Raw genomic sequence first — 16,225 nt, 5'->3', positions numbered from 1 at the left:
GCGACCTTTGTTAAAAGACAAAATTGATTATCACTGCGACCAACAATCCGGAGAAGAAACTCGGAACATGAAACTGACGTTTCGGCATAGATTGATATTCTAGTACTGGCCCTTCTTGAAATGTTTTCTTTGATAATTCCTTGATGTAATCATTCTGCATATCCGTTCTCCCAACTGAAGTGATTCTGACTTCAGCATAGAAGCTCAAGTTAAGTTGAGGTCAATATGGAATTACAAAGATCTCAATAAATTTAGCGGAACAACATTACTTTAAGCGCAGCTTCACTATCGACATCAGCAAATTCTGGCGGATTATCTAACCGTTGAACAAAGCTAAGCTGTGGCGCTTCTTCCTTCATGCTTTCAATTAGGAAATCGCTACTGACCTGAGGAGAGTTCACACAAGCAAGCACTTCGCCCTTATCAGTGAGTAACTCAGGCAAGCGACGCAGGATTCTCTTGTAGTCTTTGGTTAGCGCAAAGCTGCCTTTTTGAAATGAAGGTGGATCGATGACAACTAGATCATATGGTCCGGATCTTTTTATTTTTCCCCATGACTTGAATATGTCGTAAGCCAGAAACTTCACTTGATTTAGGTTGTGCTCATTCAACCTATGGTTATCTCGCCCTTTCGACAATGACGCTCTTGCCATATCTACGTTAACTACTTGATCAGCCCCACCATCGATAGCCGCAACTGAAAATCCACAGGTATAAGCAAATAAATTGAGAACATTTTTATGCTTAGCATGCTGCTGAACCCACTCTCGGCCTAAGCGCATATCGAGAAACAAACCAAAGTTTTGGTTACGACCAATGTCGAGTTGGTACTTCAGCCCTGACTCAACCACAACAGGTTTAGTGTTCAGTTCACCGATAAGCACTTCCGATGGTGCACCTTCGCTGTATCTATGTTGGATAACCACACACTTGACACCTTTCTCCTGCCATAGCACAGTCTTAGACAACTGATGCAGTCCCTGTTTGAGCTGTTCAAGAAACTCATCGTCAACACTCTTGAATATATTGATCAGCAACTGGCAATCGACCCAGTCACAAGTGATCTGCTCTAAACCTTGGTATACGCGGCCTCGACCGTGAAATACACGCCTGACTTCGTGGGAAGTACTAGATAACTGCTCCGAAATGTGAGCGAAGAATGTAGGGAGTTGTTCAACCTGCATACTGGTTCCTGTTATTTTTTGATTTTCGGCCATGAGAGCTCCCAAGGTTTTAGCCAAGCATTAATGCCTTGGCTGACATTTTCCTGCCGCCATTTCTCACCAAGCCGAGCATTTTCTCTCGGGTCACAGACAAACTGGAATGCTTCTCCATGAAACTCAAATTCAAGCGCAAATGCATGGAGGTAACCTCGGTCTGATTTACTGGCGGGGGTATAAATCGCATCACCGACGATAGGTGAACCGACCGACTTTAGTGCTACCCTGATTTGATGCGTTTTACCTGTATGGGGCATGCACAAGAACAAACGCTCTCCCGGTTCCGCGCTAGCTGAAAGAAACTGCGTGATCGCAGGATTTGAATGAGAGTTGGTTAATTTCCATGCAGAGCGACGCGAGCGCTCCATATCACCGCTGACAAGCCCTTGTTTCTTTTTCGGCTTCTTACTACCAATCGCCAAATAGAATTTTACCACACGACGTTGAGCAAATTGTGTCGATAACTCACTCGCAGCCGCAGCGTTGCGCGCAAGCAAGAGAAGCCCAGAAGTCATCTTATCCAATCGATGCACAAGATAGAGTTGCTCATCACCAGTAACTAATGCCACTTCATGTAGCAACATGGTTTCGCCATCATCTTTATGAACGGAAACATTGGGATATTTATTAATGACGACAAAGTCTGAATGAGAAAAAACGATATCAAACATAGAGGGCTCCACTTTGGACGCATGAGTATACCTGTTATGCGTTCTAATTCCACAAGTAGATAAGCAAATAAAAACGGGGAGCCATGTAGGCTCCCCGTTTACGTAGTTAACTGGATTCAGCGTTACAGTTTCTTAGAAAGAACACCTGCAAACGCAATGATTCCGATACCTAGTAGCATGATCTCACCTTTGCCACTATCGAAGCCGGACTTAATGCCCATGAAAGCAACGATTGCGATAGCAACAGGGATAACGTATTTCACTAGGTTGTACCAAAGGCCAAACAGTGGGAAAGAAACTTCACCGTCGTTAGTGATTTCTTTCTCAAGGTCAGCACGGCTTAGACGCCAGCCCGCAAAGATACATACCAACATACCGCCAACTGCAAGGAAAATCTTATCAGTCAGTAGGTCGAAGATATCAAATGCACCAGTACCAAACAGAGTTGGACCAACGCCACCCAGAGATAGAGAAGCAAACACACATAGTGCCGCCATTACTGAGCTTGCTGCGATTACCGCTGTTGGGCGCTTCATACCTTTCTCATCGATTAGGTAAGAAACCACAACTTCAAGCAATGATACCGAAGATGTCAGTGCCGCCACAGTTAGACCAATAAAGAACAGTAGTGCAAACAGAAGACCAATAACGCCGCCCATTTCAGCGAATAGCTGAGGTACAACAACAAACACCAGACCAGGACCTGCTGCCGGCTCCATGCCGAATGCGAACATGGCTGGGAACATGGCAACACCTGCTAGGATAGCAACACCTGTATCCATCGCCGTTACCATACCGGTAGTCTGAACTAGGTTCTCTTTCTTCTTCAGGTAAGAACCGTACGTCATCATACAACCCATACCAAGACTTAGAGAGAAGAACGCCTGACCCAGCGCTGCAAGCACTACGTTGCTATCTACTTTGGAGAAGTCCGGCATGAACAGGAACTCTAGACCTGCCATCGCACCTGGAAGCATCAGACCTTTCACTGATACAACGATCAGGATAAGGAATAATAGTGGCATCAGAATCTTACCTGCTTTTTCGATACCGCCAGAAATACCTTTCATTACGATAACGATGTTAAACATCAGGTAAATACCCATCCACATCAGTGGCTGTACTGTGTCAGAGATAAAGCCACCAAAACTATCACCAATAGCTTCTGGCGTGCTAAGCAGACCACCACCTACTTTAAAGATGTATGCCAGTGCCCAACCGCCTACTACCGGGTAGAAGCCCATGATAAGCAAGCCACTGACAACACCGATAACGCCGGTAAATGTCCAACGACGATCAGTAGACTTAAATGCGCCGACTGCAGATAGACCTGTCTTACGGCCAATAGCGAACTCTGTCAACATAACGCTAAAGCCGATGAAAATTACAAAAATCAGATAAATAGCAACGAACGCACCGCCGCCACTCTCACCTGCCGTGTAAGGAAACTTCCATATATTGCCCAAACCAACAGCGGAACCTGCTGCGGCCATAACGAAGCCTAATTTAGACCCCCATGTATCACGGGGCTGTGCACTTATACTCTTAGCCACGATTACTCCATTAAAAATTTATAAGTTGTGTTTGCTTACGTTAGGCGTCGAAAAGTTGAGTGTATAAAAAAATTTACACTTATTAGAATTCTAGGTGACCCTAACAATGTGGCAAGTAAAACAGTTTGAGATTAAAATTGGAACCCCAAAAAGTGTAAATTCCCACCACCGCACGGTATATCGCGCTTAAACGCTGCTTTTTTGAACTAACACCTCCCCTTTTATCTACATTTTACACTTTTGTAACATAATAATTCTATTTAGGATATTTATCTAACCCACTACGTCACATTACTCATAACAACATTTGAAAACGAAATGTTTGTTGTCGCCGCACCTAACTGGATTTAATATTTAAGTTAATCCTTTATCATACTCAAGCGATTGATTTATTCAGGAAATTGAATGGAAAAGTTCTATCACTTCCTCACATTGGCTGGCATTGTCTTCTACTGGATTCTGGTTGCTGGGGTAACATTACGAGTTGTTCTCAAACGAAGAGCGGTGAGCGTGTCTCTTTCTTGGCTGATGATCATCTACATCATTCCTATCGTCGGCGTGGCTTGTTACTTCCTCTTTGGGGAACTAAACCTCGGCCGAAGAAGAGCAGAAAGAGCAAAAGAAATGTTCGTTCCTTTCGCCAAATGGTTTTCCAGCCTTAATGAATGCCATGCGCACGATACTGAGAGCTTTGGTCGTCACATCTATCGCATTGATGAACTGTGTAACAATCGACTTGGATTACCTGCCTTGAGTGGCAACACCTTATCATTACAAAGTTCTCCGAATGACATTCTACATTCGATCATTGAAGATATTGAGAATGCGCAAACCAGTGTACGAATGGTTTTTTATATCTGGCATCCAGGTGGATTGGCTGATGCCGTGGCTTCTGCTCTGATCAGAGCTGCGAAGCGCGGTGTAGAAGTCAAACTGCTTCTTGACTCTGCTGGCAGCCTACGTTTCTTCCGCAGTCAGTGGCTCAAGATGATGCAAACAGCTGGGGTTGAAGTCGTACAAGCTTTAGAGGTCAGCCCTTGGCGTATTTTTCTCCGCCGCCTCGACCTACGTCAGCATCGTAAAATCATCGTTATAGATGACAAGATTGGCTATACAGGTTCAATGAACTTAGTTGATCCTGCCTTCTTCAAACAGGAATCAGGGGTTGGTCAATGGATAGACATCATGGTGCGAGTGACAGGGCCAACCGTTAACGTACTCTCTGCCATCCACTGCTGGGACTGGGAAGTTGAAACTGGGTCGCGCGCTCTTCCCCAATTACCAGAATGCCAATTAGACCCTAACGAGCCTCAGCACCCAGTTCAAGTCGTCCCCTCAGGACCAGGGATGCCAGAGCACCTAATTTCTCAGGTATTGACCCTTGCCATCAATCAGGCAAACCAATCAGTGAGAATAACAACACCATATTTTGTACCCAGCGCGGATCTGCTCGAAACGCTTAAAATGACAGCGCAGCGTGGCATTACTGTTGAACTGATCATTCCGCAAAAAAATAATTCACTCATGGTGCAATGGGCTTCACGTGCTTTTTACGCAGAACTTATGGAGGCAGGTGTAAAAATTTATGAGTTTTATGGCGGCCTACTGCATACCAAATCCGTGGTCATAGATCAGCAATTCTGTTTAGTTGGTACCGTAAATATTGACATGCGCAGCTTATGGCTCAATTTTGAATTGACGCTAGCCATTGATGACGAAGCTTTCACCAAAGAAATGTACTGGCTGCAACAAAGTTATATAGAAACCTCTCATGAAGTAAAACTAGAGGAGTGGAAAAAGCGCTCTCTATATTCACGTTTCTTAGAGCGAACCTACTACTTATTCAATCCTCTTCTATGATAAGTAATTTCTGACTTCTGACTCTCTTGCTATTAATGCGTTGCCATGTTTTAAATAAGGCAACGCATTTTCAGATAAGGATTTTCAATGTCAGAAGATAAGCAAACCAAGCTGGTCACCGCAGGTCGAGACAAAAAATGGACCAATGGGGTCGTGAATCCACCAGTTCAACGCGCTTCTACTGTCGTATTTGATACCGTTGCAGAAAAACATCACGCAACGGTTAACCGAGCAAATAAAACCCTCTTTTATGGCCGTCGTGGCACCCATACTCACTTTGCTTTCCAAGATGCAATGGTTGAAGTTGAGGGTGGTGCCGGCTGCGCTTTGTACCCTTGTGGTACAGCAGCTATTTCCAACGCGATTCTTTCTTTTATTGAATCAGGCGATCATATTCTGATGGTGGATACCTGCTATGAACCAACTCGAGACTTCTGTGACAAGATCATGAAGAAGATGGGAGTGGAAACAACCTATTACGACCCAGTGATAGGCGAAGGTATCCGTGATTTAATTCAGCCAAACACCAAAGTGCTGTTCCTAGAGTCGCCCGGCTCTATTACCATGGAAGTACAAGACGTTCCAACCTTAGCCAAAATTGCCCATGAACATGACATCATTGTCATGCTCGACAACACTTGGGCCGCTGGTGTGAATTTCTCACCTTTTGAGCATGGCGTTGATATTTCCATTCAAGCCGCGACTAAGTACATTGTTGGCCACTCTGATGTCATGCTGGGCACCGCTGTCGCAAATGAAAAACACTGGGATCAGTTGCGAGAACAAAGCTATTTAATGGGCCAATGTGTGTCACCTGATGATGCCTATCTTGGGCTACGTGGCATTCGTACTCTCGACGTACGTCTTCGCCAACATGCAGAGAACAGCCTGAAAATTGCTAAGTGGTTACAAAATCGTCCGGAAGTCGATCATGTTCGTCACCCTGCACTAGAAACTTGCCCTGGCCATGAGTTTTTCCAACGTGATTTCACCGGTGGTAATGGCTTATTCTCATTTGTGTTAAAAACTAGTTATCCTCGCGCCACCACGGCACTGCTTGATGGTATGAAGCATTTCAGTATGGGGTACTCTTGGGGCGGGTTTGAAAGTCTGATTTTAGCCAACGAGCCAAAAAGCTTTAATAGCCTACGAACCGTTGCGAACCCCAACTTCGAAGGCACACTCATTCGGCTACATATAGGGCTGGAAAATATCGACGATCTGATCACTGATCTTGAACGTGGCTTGGAGCGCTATAATTCGCTCATTCTAGAACAACATACCACCGCTTGATCTAACAAACTCCTATAAGCCCCACCTCTGGGGCTTGATTTTAAAATATTGATATTATTGAATATTTTATCAATACATAATAACACGTTAAACAATTGTGTTGTTTTCCTTTCTCAATTCACAGTTCTATCGCTTAGCTTATATTCATATTTCTTATAGCTCATTTTCTAATCTACTGTTTATTTACTCATCAGAGGTCAAACCAGAAGGAGCTAAACTTTGAAACACAAACTGATACTTGCTGCGCTCTGTATCTTCAGCTTAGGGCTATCAGCAACCACTAGTGCGTCCAGTGCTAGCGGTTACACACAAACTCAACACCCTATTGTTCTTGTCCATGGGTTATTCGGTTTTGATACATTAGCTGGCGTGGACTATTTCTACGGCATTCCTCACGCTTTAACCAAAAACGGAGCAAGTGTTTACGTTGCTCAGGTCTCTGCGACGAATAGCTCAGAAGTTCGAGGCGAGCAGTTGCTAGAACAAGTTGAAACTTTACTTGCGGCAACAGGCGCATCAAAAGTCAACTTAATCGGTCATAGTCATGGCGGTCCAACAGCGCGCTATGTGGCTTCTGTCAGGCCAGATCTTATCGCCTCTGTGACCAGCATCGGTGGTGTCAATAAAGGTTCTAAAGTAGCTGACCTCGTTCGCGGTACGGTGCCTGAAGGATCTGGGTTAGAAGCTTTAGCGGTAAAACTGGCTGAAGGGCTAACGACACTGATTAATCTATTGTCTGGTGGCAATGACCTTGATCAAGATCCTCTTGCCTCTTTGGATGCCTTAACGACCGAAGGCTCACTTGCGTTCAATCAACACTACCCGGAGGGTATTCCCGACACTGAATGTGGCAATGGCGATTTATTAGCTGATAACGGTGTGTACTACTATTCTTGGACGGGTTCATCCACTTTTTCTAACATCTTTGACCCGACTGACGCTGCAATGATGATTCTTGGTCTAGCATTTGATGAACCAAATGATGGTCTTGTTGGGGCGTGTAGCACTCACTTAGGGCAAGTTATTCGCGACGATTACAAGATGAACCATCTGGATGAAATAAATGGATTGCTCGGTATTCATCATTTATTTGAAACAGACCCAGTCACCCTTTATCGTCAACATGCTAATCGCCTGAAACTGCAAGGCTTATAGGAAATAAAAGATGAAAAAGACCGCTCTAATAACGACAATGATGATCGCCTCGATGAGCCTCGGAGCGGTCTATTTCATCAACCGTAGCGAAACAGTAAATACAGCCGCTCAATCCGTATCTCAGCTCGACACTCAGATAGATACTTCATCAAGCCGTGATTTATTTGATTACACCTTGAGCAGTCTGGGTGAACAGGAGATGGATCAGATCAAAACGCGTATACAAAATGTTTCTCAGCGTGAGAAAGAATTGAGCCTTGATGAGACACTTTTCGAAACTTTTTTGCAATATAAATCCGACTTGGGAACTCTGGAGTCAGTCACTTTTCGAACCATTACATTGTCTGATTTAGAACAGCCCCACCTACAAATTCTAGCTCTGCAAAACCAGTACTTTACTGATGCACAAATTGAACTCTTATTTAGCGAAGAAAACCGACTGCGCCAATTGGCTATTGATAAGCTCGCCATCGCAAAACAAGGCTTAGATCCCGAATCACAAGCACAATGGCTAGAAGAGATATTGTCTGGTCAGCCCGACTATATCCTACGAGCAGAGCGTAATAACCAGCTCATTATAGGGCTCAACCACAGTGAGCAGATGGAAGCACAAGATAAACACCTCACCCGTGTCGAGTTGGTTGGGGAAGAGGCTGCGGGCAGGCTAAGTAAACTCGACGAGAAACGCGAGCAGTTTAATTCTCAACTGGATAGCTATTTGGCGCAGCGAAATGACATACTGGCTGACAACACTTTATCGGATGCCGCAAAGCAAACCCAGATAGCTTACCTAAGAGAGCAAAGCTTTGACACCGTACAGTGGCGCAGAGTCGAAGCACTGGAACGCATCCATGATCAAAACTTATCGCCATAGCATGCCCCTACGTCACTAGTATCTGGGTTTCTTGGGGCAATTCACCATATGATCGTCAACCATGCCTACCGCCTGCATAAACGCATAGCAAATGGTCTCACCTACAAACTTAAAGCCTTTCTTTTTCAGGAATTTGCTCATGGCTTTTGACTGCTCTGTCGAGGCTGGCACTTCGCTCATATCCTGCCACTGGTTGACCTTAGGCTTACCATCTACAAACTGCCATAACGCCTTCGATAAGCTGCCATATTCTTCGATAAGAGCTTTAGCCGCCCGCGCGTTGCTGAACACTGATTTGATTTTTCCTCTGTGCTTGACCACATCATAACTTTCTACGATATGTTCTGCATGTTCATCATCGTATGCCGCCAACTTATCTAAGTCATAATCATCAAAAGCCTGTCGGTAACCTTCTCGCTTCTTTAATATGGTTATCCAACTCAGTCCTGCTTGAGCACCCTCTAACGTAATAAACTCGAACAATACCTTATCGTCATAAACCGGAACGCCCCACTCTTTATCGTGGTATTCACGCTCAAGTTCATGATTCATTGCCCATGCGCAGGTGGTATCCATTGCTTTCTCCTTTAAATAAAACACCCCTGACAAAGCCAGGGGTGTTTGCACTCTTATGTCAATCAGTTTGGCACTGTCACTTTGTGGAAGATACGATACAACACTGGCACGACAATAAGTGTCAGTACGGTCGCAAATCCCAAACCAAACATGATGGTAACCGCCATGGGTTTGAAGAAGATATCCGGTAACAGTGGGATCATGCCCAAAATAGTCGTGATTGCTGCCATGCAAACAGGTCGCACACGGCTTAGAGACGCCTCGACAACTGCTAAATATGGGTCTTTGCCTGACTTCATTTCAATTTCAATCTGATCGAGCAGTACGATGCCATTTTTCAGCAGCATACCTGACAAGCTAAGAAAACCGAGTAATGCCATGAAACCAAATGGGGTATCCAAAACCAACAGCCCTGTTGTGACACCGATAATTGCCAGTGGCACTGTCAACCAGACGATGAGCGGCTCTTTAACAGTATTGAACAAGAACACTGTGACTAAGAACATAAATAAATAGCCCATTGGCATGGTAGTGAACAGTGAGGCCTGCGCATCGCCAGAGGATTCATACTCCCCCCCCCACTCCAACGCATAACCAGATGGCAGTTCGATGGCTTCAATCAAAGGCTGTAAACGCTTTTGCAATGTCGAAGCCGTTTCCTCTCCCAACAAGTCAGGATCAGCCATAACCGTCAATATACGCTTACGATTCTTACGTACTATAATCGGGTCTTCCCAGCGCATGTCGTAGCCTAATGTCACTTGTTGCAAAGGGATATATTCACTTAACGCTGGGCTCCAAATTTTCATGCCCTCAATATTGCGAATATCGACACGCTCTTCTTCTGGCAATCGAGCAACAATTGGCATTAACGTTGTACCGTCACGATATACCCCGACTGATTTACCTGAGAAAGACATTGCAAGGAACTCGTCAACATCTGATTTAGTGATGCCGTAACGGCGAGCTTGTCCTTCGTTAAACTGCGGCTCTAACACTTTAGTACGTTCACGCCAATCATGGCGGATGTTCGTCGCTCCAGGGTCCGCATGCATGATGTCTTCAACTTGTCTGGCAATCCCTCTAAGGATAGTTGGGTCAGACCCAATGATACGGGCCTCAATTTTAGCTCCACCGCCAGGGCCGAGTTCAATTTGCTTGAGCTTGTAATTGATCTCTGGGAAGTTGGCTTCAACATGCGCTCGAAAATTAGACATCAAATCCGCAAGTTGCTCATAATTCTCGACTCGAGTGGTGATTTCACCATAGGCAGCGTAGCTTTTCTCTGGCGCATAAGTCAGCATGAAACGTTGCAAACCTTTACCTGCTGTCGTAGTAATATGCTCAACTCCGTCTTGATCTGACAGCCAAGATTCCAAAGCTTTAAGCTTGGTGTTGGTTGCACGAATATCGGTCCCTTCTGGTAACCAGATATCGGCTTGGAACATAGGCGTTGTTGACGATGGGAAAAACGACTGCTTAACGAAAGTAAAGCCATAGATACTTGCCGCAAGACCAACAATCATAACCACAACCGTTAGCCAAGCCCGTTTCATACAAAACTCTAGAAACCCCTTGTATAGCACAAAGATCATACCGTTGTAGGGGTCACTGCCTTCGCCACCCCCTTTGATTTTTTGCCCTTTAAAGAAGATATCAGCAAAAAAAGGCGTCAACGAAATCGCAGTGAACCAACTGAGCATGAGTGAGATTAATAGTACCGTGAACAAAGTACCACAATACTCACCTGTCGCATCCTCTGACAATCCAATAGGGGCAAAGGCAGTCACGGCGATGACGGTAGCACCAAGCAATGGCCATTTAGTCTGAGTCACGATATCAGTCGCCGCCTGCATTCTTGTTCGGCCTTTCTGGGTCCCGATGAGTATTCCTTCAACCACTACAATCGCATTGTCCACCAGCATACCGAGCGCAATCACCAATGCTCCCAACGAGATGCGTTGCAGGTCGATTGCAAAGTACTTCATAAAGATAAATGTGCCCAACACGGTAAGGAGCAGAATCAAGCCAATAAGTAAGCCGGAGCGTAGCCCCATAAAGAACAGTAAAACGATAATAACGATCGCTACCGCTTGCCCCAAACTAACGACAAAGCCACTCACTGATTTGTCGACTTCTTTTGGCTGACTGTAGATTTCAGAGATCCCAACTCCCACAGGTTGTTGGTACTTTAGTTCGGCAAGACGACGGGCAAAACGCTTACCTACCTCAACCACGTTAACGCCTTGCGCAAAAGAAACACCGAGATTGAGCGCTAACTTGCCATTAAAAGTAATAATATTGTCCGGTACGTCGATGTAACCGCGTTTGATTTCCGCAACGTCACGCAGATAAATTAATCCTTGAGCACCACTTTCAGTAATGATCAAGTCTCCTAGCTGGTCAACATTCTGGAACTCACCCGTTGGTTGGATACGGATGTACTCATCACCGATCCGAATTGCACCAGCATCCGAGACCACATTTTGAGTTGAGAGCAAATTAAACACGGTATTAGGTGCCAAACCTAAACTACTCAAACGCTTCATCGAAATCTCAATGAAGACTTGCTCTTGTTGCTGGCCAGAAACAGAGACTTTACTGACCCCCTCTACCAACTCTAATTCACGCCTCAAATAGTCAACATAATCGAGTAACTCCTTGTAACTGTAACCTTCTCCTGTGATGGCAAGTAAAATACCGTAAACATCACCAAAATCGTCAATGACCTTTGGATCATTCACTCCGGGAGGAAACTGACCTTTAAGGTCATTGACCTTACGGCGTAATTCATCCCAAATCTGCGGTAAATCATCAGGGCCATAGTTGTTTTTCATGGTCACGGTAATTTGAGATAAACCTCGGCTGGAGATCGAATTAACTTCATCAACATAAGTCAGCTGTTGAATGGCCTTTTCGATTGGGTAAGTCACTTCTTCCTCGACTTGCTGAGGTGTCGCCCCTGGATAGGATGTCACCACCATGGCATCTTTGATCGTGAAAGCAGGATCTTCGAGACGGCCTAAACCAAAGAAAGCGGCTACACCACCAATCAAGAAAATTAATGAAATCATCCAACTGATGACACGGTTGCGAATGAAATATGCAGCGATACCAGTCACATCTTGGTCTTTCTGAGACAGTGGGTTATTTTGATCACTCATTGCCTGCCTCCTGCTTTACGATTTCCACTTTCATCCCTTCTCTTAATCGGGAAATTCCCGACACGACAACTTTTTGTTTGCTCTCAAGCCCCTCTAGGATTTGCAACGCTTCTTTCGTCATTTTGCCAATCGTCACAGCTTGTTTGGAAACAGTATTATCATCGTTTAGCACCCAAACAAACCTGTTAAGTCGGTCAATCTCATCACCATCTGCATTGAATACCGCTTCTATAGGAACCAAAACACCAGTATTCAAATTCAGACCAATATCATTACTTTTGGACGTAACTTCAACGGCCATACCGTCAAGGATGAACTCTTCTTCAGGCATAGGAAGTGACAAAGTTACGGTAAACGTCCTTGTGGCTGGGTCAGGTTCAGTCGTAAATTCTTTAATTGAGGCCGAGTATTCGTTACCACTTGGTACTTTAACCAGAGCCTCAATACGCGATAGGGTTTCTTGATCCGGCTGGTTGACGTATAGACGATCTGGCAACTGTATGAGCACTTCAACACTATCGAGACTATGAATATTCACGATTTGCTGACCGACTTGAATGTTTTCAAATTGCTCGACATTCACTCGGGAAATGATGCCATCGACAGGCGCCAGCAACTTAGTGAAAGATAGCCTCAACTGCGCTAACTTCAGCTCTGAGTAGGCTATCTGACGATTGGCGGCAATCTCATCAAATTGCGACTTGGCCAGCAGGCCTTTATCGACAAGAGGCTTAGAACGTCTATATTGGCTATCGATAACACTAAACTTTGCCGATGCGTTATCAACATCAAGCTCGTAATCTGTCGGATCCAGCTTCGCAAGCACATCGCCTTTTTTTACCTGATCGCCTTCTTTAACGTTGAGCTCACTGATTTCACCCGCTACCCGAAAACTTAAATGAGAGCGCTCAGCGGCATTGGCGACTGCAGGGAAATATAAGTGCTCCTTTGGGATACCACTGTCTATTTCTATGATTTTGACTTTAGGGGGACCAAAGTCAACGTATTCACTATCACCACCGCAGCCTACAAGAATGGCAGCTGTTGAGAGCACGATGAGGCTAATCCATTGCTTCATATTACAATCCTCGCTCCTTGATCCACTCCCTCACTTTGGTCCCGGGTTCAATGCCACTGACACCAGAAATGATGATCTGATCACCATCATTTAAACCACTCTTAACTTCACGCTTGTTGTTCAACACAATGGAAGCTTTTTCCACTACGCCATTGTGTGCTACACGCCAAACACAAGTTTTTCCATTTTCGTTAAATATTGCTGCATTAGGAATCCGTGTCGCTCCTTCTGAATCAATTTTGACATGCACCTCCCCTGCCATACCTGGCAAAATTCCGGTATCTGTTGGGCGTGCCATGACCATGGTGACCTTGTAAGAGCCCGTTTTAGGATCGGCCTCCGTATCTACTTCCTGAAAAGTCAGCTCATAGCGGCTCTCAGGAAATGCATCAAATCTCATAGTTGCAGTCAGGTTGATGCCGCTTGCAAAGCGATTCAACAGGTGGTCAGGGAGCTGGAATTGTACTTTCATTAACTGATTCGTCTGAATATTCATTACACCTTGCTTAGCAGCAATGTATTCGTAGTTATCAGTCGTAATCAGTGAAATCGTGCCATCATAAGGTGCGACCAACTTGGTATAACGAAGATTGGCACGGGCTTGTTCTAATGTGGCTTTGGCAGAGTTAAGGTTCGCCTTAGCTTGATCAAAATCTTGCTCTGAAACTACCATATCAACACGCAGTTTTTTATAACGTTCAAACTGAACATCCGCGAGGCGGTACTGCGCTTCTGCCTGCTTAGCTAATAAGGAATATTCATCTGGGTTTAGGGAGGCAAGGACTTCACCTTTGCTCACAGGTTGGCCCGAAAGGACATCGATAGACTGAAGTTGTCCGGGTACTCGGAAAGCTAAAATCGCTTTATCACCAGCTTCGGATGTGGCGGGAAAATGTCTTTCAAACTGTGCGTTGCCAACCGAAACGGTAAAGAGTTTTGCTGGTCTGGATTCGGGTTCAGGAACAGGAGGGAGCTCCTTACCACAGCCACCTAATGTTGCAGCTATGGCGAGAAGCACAAAATTCTTGTGCATAGTCAAACATCCATTTGTCACTTTTAGTTACAAAGATAGATGAATGATTACGCGACTGCCAGACACATACCAGTAAATTATTATTAAAATTAATAATTTGCTAACAAAACATAGTGGCGGCTCTCATTATCGAACTATAAACTTTTAAACTCTCGATCAACTTTAAACGTATCGGAGGTGACATACGCCTCTAGGCCACGAATTTGATTTTCAAGGCCATCAAAATCTTTCTCAAGCGTTTCTAGCAATGCCCCAGGAGCCTGACCTTGTTGCCATGGTTTACTTTTCAACTTGTGTTCCTGCTCCATTTTAAGAGATTCAACATAATTAGCAGGTTGTTTTTCAAGCATGAAAGTCATCGCGATATAGGCCAACAACACCAAGAAGCTGCCACCAAGAAGTGCAGCAGAGATCACTAAGATTCGAATCAACCAAACTTCAGTACCAAAGTAATTAGCTAAGCCTGCACAAACACCTGAAATCTTACCATTAACGGTATCGCGGTACAGCTCTCGCTTATTCATATCGGCGTCTCCAGTTAGGGGTTTCAGAATCAAGAATACGCTCTAACGTGTCCACACGCTTTTGCATCTGTTCTGCTTTTTCTGACAAGGTTTGTAATCTCTGGAAATCATCTTCTGATAGACCACTTGCCGTTTTCTTCTTGCTACGATAATGAAGTATTAACCATAGTGGAGCGACGAAAATCAGAAAGACAATCAGTGGTCCTGCAATAAGAAATGACGACATAAATGACTCCTAATAAATAGACAACAGTTTCACACGAGTACACCTCTACTCTGCCGCAAGCTGTTATAAAATCAATTAAATAAAACTAAGAACTTCGAAAATATTGGAAAAACCATAAATTGGTTTTAATGAGGTCAGGTGCGACCCACCTGACCTGTGCACCTTCAGATCTCGACTTTTATGACTTTTTTTCGTTCATCTGTTTTTTCAAATTTTCAAGCTCTTGTTCAATCTCGTCTTGCGCTTGCAGCTCAGCAAATTCCTGATCTAAGGATTTCGAATTACCGGACTTAGCATATACATCTGCTTCTGCTTCCAGTTCATCTATCTTACGAGTGTATTGCTCGAACTTTGCCATTGCTTCAGATGTACGCGCCGTATGTAAATGCTTCTGCACATCACGTCGGTTCGAAGCCGCTTGAGAACGAATAGCAAGTGCTTGCTGCTTAGCACGTGTTTCGGTGATTTTACTTTCAAGCTTACTGATTTCGCCGGTGAGCTTTTCAATCGTTTCTTCCACTAATGTTTGCTCAGTATGCAAACCTTTCAACATATCTTGCAGTTTTTGCTTTTCAATTAAAGCTGCACGAGCCAAATCCTCACGCTGCTTGGTCAGAGCTAGTGTAGCTTTCTCTTGCCAATCGCTAATTTGGCCTTCAAGAGATTCAACTTTACGTGCCAACTCTTTTTTATCAGCAATCGCCTTGGCCGAATTCGTACGAACTTCGACTAATGTATCTTCCATTTCCTGAATAATAAGACGAATCATTTTTTCAGGATCTTCCGCTTTATCTAATAAGGCACTAATGTTTGAGTTTACGATGTCGGCAAAACGAGAAAAAATACCCATATTTAACTCCTTATCCTGTAATCAATCACATTATCGCGACTTGGTTACATCTGATGTTCATTGTAGGTTTCACTTACTTATTCAATAACCAAGATACGTGCCAACTTATAAATATATAAAAAACAACAGTTTACGAAAACTGCCATTG

The 16,225-nt window shown here is 44.4% G+C and carries 15 protein-coding genes; 4 read left to right on the top strand and 11 right to left on the bottom strand.

Annotated elements, in window-relative coordinates:
- Positions 1–10: 10 nt before the first annotated feature.
- The 4 genes from L1D23_RS16095 to L1D23_RS16080 form a co-directional block, all read right to left on the bottom strand.
- Positions 11–160 (bottom strand): hypothetical protein, encoded by a 150-nt coding sequence (locus L1D23_RS16095; RefSeq protein WP_006962746.1) that lies wholly within the window; start codon positions 158–160, stop codon positions 11–13.
- Between the two features lie 91 nt (positions 161–251).
- The gene (locus L1D23_RS16090) at positions 252–1,184 is read right to left on the bottom strand and encodes a class I SAM-dependent methyltransferase (RefSeq protein WP_239868565.1); all 933 of its coding nucleotides are present in this window, start codon (positions 1,182–1,184) and stop codon (positions 252–254) included.
- Between the two features lie 11 nt (positions 1,185–1,195).
- Complete coding sequence (locus tag L1D23_RS16085; RefSeq protein ID WP_239868203.1) at positions 1,196–1,891, bottom strand: TIGR01621 family pseudouridine synthase; 696 nt, start codon at positions 1,889–1,891, stop codon at positions 1,196–1,198.
- 122 nt (positions 1,892–2,013) lie between these two features.
- The gene (locus L1D23_RS16080) at positions 2,014–3,444 is read right to left on the bottom strand and encodes a sodium-dependent transporter (protein ID WP_345779109.1); all 1,431 of its coding nucleotides are present in this window, start codon (positions 3,442–3,444) and stop codon (positions 2,014–2,016) included.
- 405 nt (positions 3,445–3,849) lie between these two features.
- Between L1D23_RS16080 and cls the strand changes: the two genes are divergently transcribed.
- The 4 genes from cls (at position 3,850) to L1D23_RS16060 (ending at position 8,626) form a co-directional block, all read left to right on the top strand.
- Positions 3,850–5,304, top strand: a complete 1,455-nt coding sequence (gene cls / locus L1D23_RS16075; protein ID WP_239868200.1) for a cardiolipin synthase — start codon at positions 3,850–3,852, stop codon at positions 5,302–5,304.
- Positions 5,305–5,391: 87 nt separating this feature from the next.
- Entirely contained in the window at positions 5,392–6,597 is a 1,206-nt protein-coding gene (locus L1D23_RS16070) for a cystathionine beta-lyase (protein ID WP_239868197.1), read from the top strand.
- Between the two features lie 252 nt (positions 6,598–6,849).
- Positions 6,850–7,752, top strand: a complete 903-nt coding sequence (locus L1D23_RS16065; RefSeq protein ID WP_239868559.1) for a triacylglycerol lipase — start codon at positions 6,850–6,852, stop codon at positions 7,750–7,752.
- Between the two features lie 10 nt (positions 7,753–7,762).
- Complete coding sequence (locus L1D23_RS16060; RefSeq protein WP_239868194.1) at positions 7,763–8,626, top strand: lipase secretion chaperone; 864 nt, start codon at positions 7,763–7,765, stop codon at positions 8,624–8,626.
- 15 nt (positions 8,627–8,641) lie between these two features.
- Here L1D23_RS16060 and L1D23_RS16055 read toward each other — a convergent pair whose 3' ends face one another.
- The 7 genes from L1D23_RS16055 to pspA all read right to left on the bottom strand — a co-directional run bounded on the left by L1D23_RS16055 (position 8,642) and on the right by pspA (position 16,077).
- Positions 8,642–9,202: a DNA-3-methyladenine glycosylase I gene (locus L1D23_RS16055; RefSeq protein ID WP_239868191.1), complete on the bottom strand. Its 561-nt coding sequence runs from the start codon at positions 9,200–9,202 to the stop codon at positions 8,642–8,644.
- 62 nt (positions 9,203–9,264) lie between these two features.
- Entirely contained in the window at positions 9,265–12,366 is a 3,102-nt protein-coding gene (locus L1D23_RS16050) for an efflux RND transporter permease subunit (protein WP_239868188.1), read from the bottom strand.
- Entirely contained in the window at positions 12,359–13,444 is a 1,086-nt protein-coding gene (locus L1D23_RS16045) for an efflux RND transporter periplasmic adaptor subunit (protein ID WP_239868184.1), read from the bottom strand. The genes L1D23_RS16050 and L1D23_RS16045 overlap by 8 nt, the downstream gene beginning before the upstream one ends.
- A 1-nt stretch (position 13,445) precedes the next feature.
- Positions 13,446–14,477: an efflux RND transporter periplasmic adaptor subunit gene (locus tag L1D23_RS16040; protein WP_239868181.1), complete on the bottom strand. Its 1,032-nt coding sequence runs from the start codon at positions 14,475–14,477 to the stop codon at positions 13,446–13,448.
- A 134-nt stretch (positions 14,478–14,611) separates the two neighbouring features.
- Positions 14,612–15,001 (bottom strand): envelope stress response membrane protein PspC, encoded by a 390-nt coding sequence (pspC, locus tag L1D23_RS16035; protein WP_239836691.1) that lies wholly within the window; start codon positions 14,999–15,001, stop codon positions 14,612–14,614.
- Entirely contained in the window at positions 14,994–15,227 is a 234-nt protein-coding gene (gene pspB, locus L1D23_RS16030; protein WP_239868178.1) for an envelope stress response membrane protein PspB, read from the bottom strand. Before pspB ends, pspC begins: the two co-directional genes overlap by 8 nt.
- A gap of 178 nt (positions 15,228–15,405) precedes the next feature.
- Entirely contained in the window at positions 15,406–16,077 is a 672-nt protein-coding gene (pspA, locus tag L1D23_RS16025; RefSeq protein WP_239836693.1) for a phage shock protein PspA, read from the bottom strand.
- Between the last annotated feature and the right edge of the window lie 148 nt (positions 16,078–16,225).

The organism is Vibrio sp. Isolate24 (assembly GCF_022398215.1).
GTDB classification, from domain to species: Bacteria; Pseudomonadota; Gammaproteobacteria; order Enterobacterales; family Vibrionaceae; genus Vibrio; species Vibrio coralliilyticus_A.
The sequence above is the reverse complement of the archived record's forward strand: the minus strand, read 5'-3'. Positions and strand labels throughout refer to the sequence as shown.

Bases quoted from the DNA above. Each gene is read 5' to 3' on its own strand.
- L1D23_RS16095 (WP_006962746.1), bottom strand. From the start codon at position 160: ATGCAGAATGATTACATCAAGGAATTATCAAAGAAAACATTTCAAGAA.
- L1D23_RS16090 (WP_239868565.1), bottom strand. From the start codon at position 1,184: ATGCAGGTTGAACAACTCCCTACATTCTTCGCTCACATTTCGGAGCAG.
- L1D23_RS16085 (WP_239868203.1), bottom strand. From the start codon at position 1,891: ATGTTTGATATCGTTTTTTCTCATTCAGACTTTGTCGTCATTAATAAA.
- cls (WP_239868200.1), top strand. From the start codon at position 3,850: ATGGAAAAGTTCTATCACTTCCTCACATTGGCTGGCATTGTCTTCTAC.
- L1D23_RS16070 (WP_239868197.1), top strand. From the start codon at position 5,392: ATGTCAGAAGATAAGCAAACCAAGCTGGTCACCGCAGGTCGAGACAAA.
- L1D23_RS16060 (WP_239868194.1), top strand. From the start codon at position 7,763: ATGAAAAAGACCGCTCTAATAACGACAATGATGATCGCCTCGATGAGC.
- L1D23_RS16055 (WP_239868191.1), bottom strand. From the start codon at position 9,202: ATGGATACCACCTGCGCATGGGCAATGAATCATGAACTTGAGCGTGAA.
- L1D23_RS16050 (WP_239868188.1), bottom strand. From the start codon at position 12,366: ATGAGTGATCAAAATAACCCACTGTCTCAGAAAGACCAAGATGTGACT.
- L1D23_RS16045 (WP_239868184.1), bottom strand. From the start codon at position 13,444: ATGAAGCAATGGATTAGCCTCATCGTGCTCTCAACAGCTGCCATTCTT.
- L1D23_RS16040 (WP_239868181.1), bottom strand. From the start codon at position 14,477: ATGCACAAGAATTTTGTGCTTCTCGCCATAGCTGCAACATTAGGTGGC.
- pspC (WP_239836691.1), bottom strand. From the start codon at position 15,001: ATGAATAAGCGAGAGCTGTACCGCGATACCGTTAATGGTAAGATTTCA.
- pspB (WP_239868178.1), bottom strand. From the start codon at position 15,227: ATGTCGTCATTTCTTATTGCAGGACCACTGATTGTCTTTCTGATTTTC.
- pspA (WP_239836693.1), bottom strand. From the start codon at position 16,077: ATGGGTATTTTTTCTCGTTTTGCCGACATCGTAAACTCAAACATTAGT.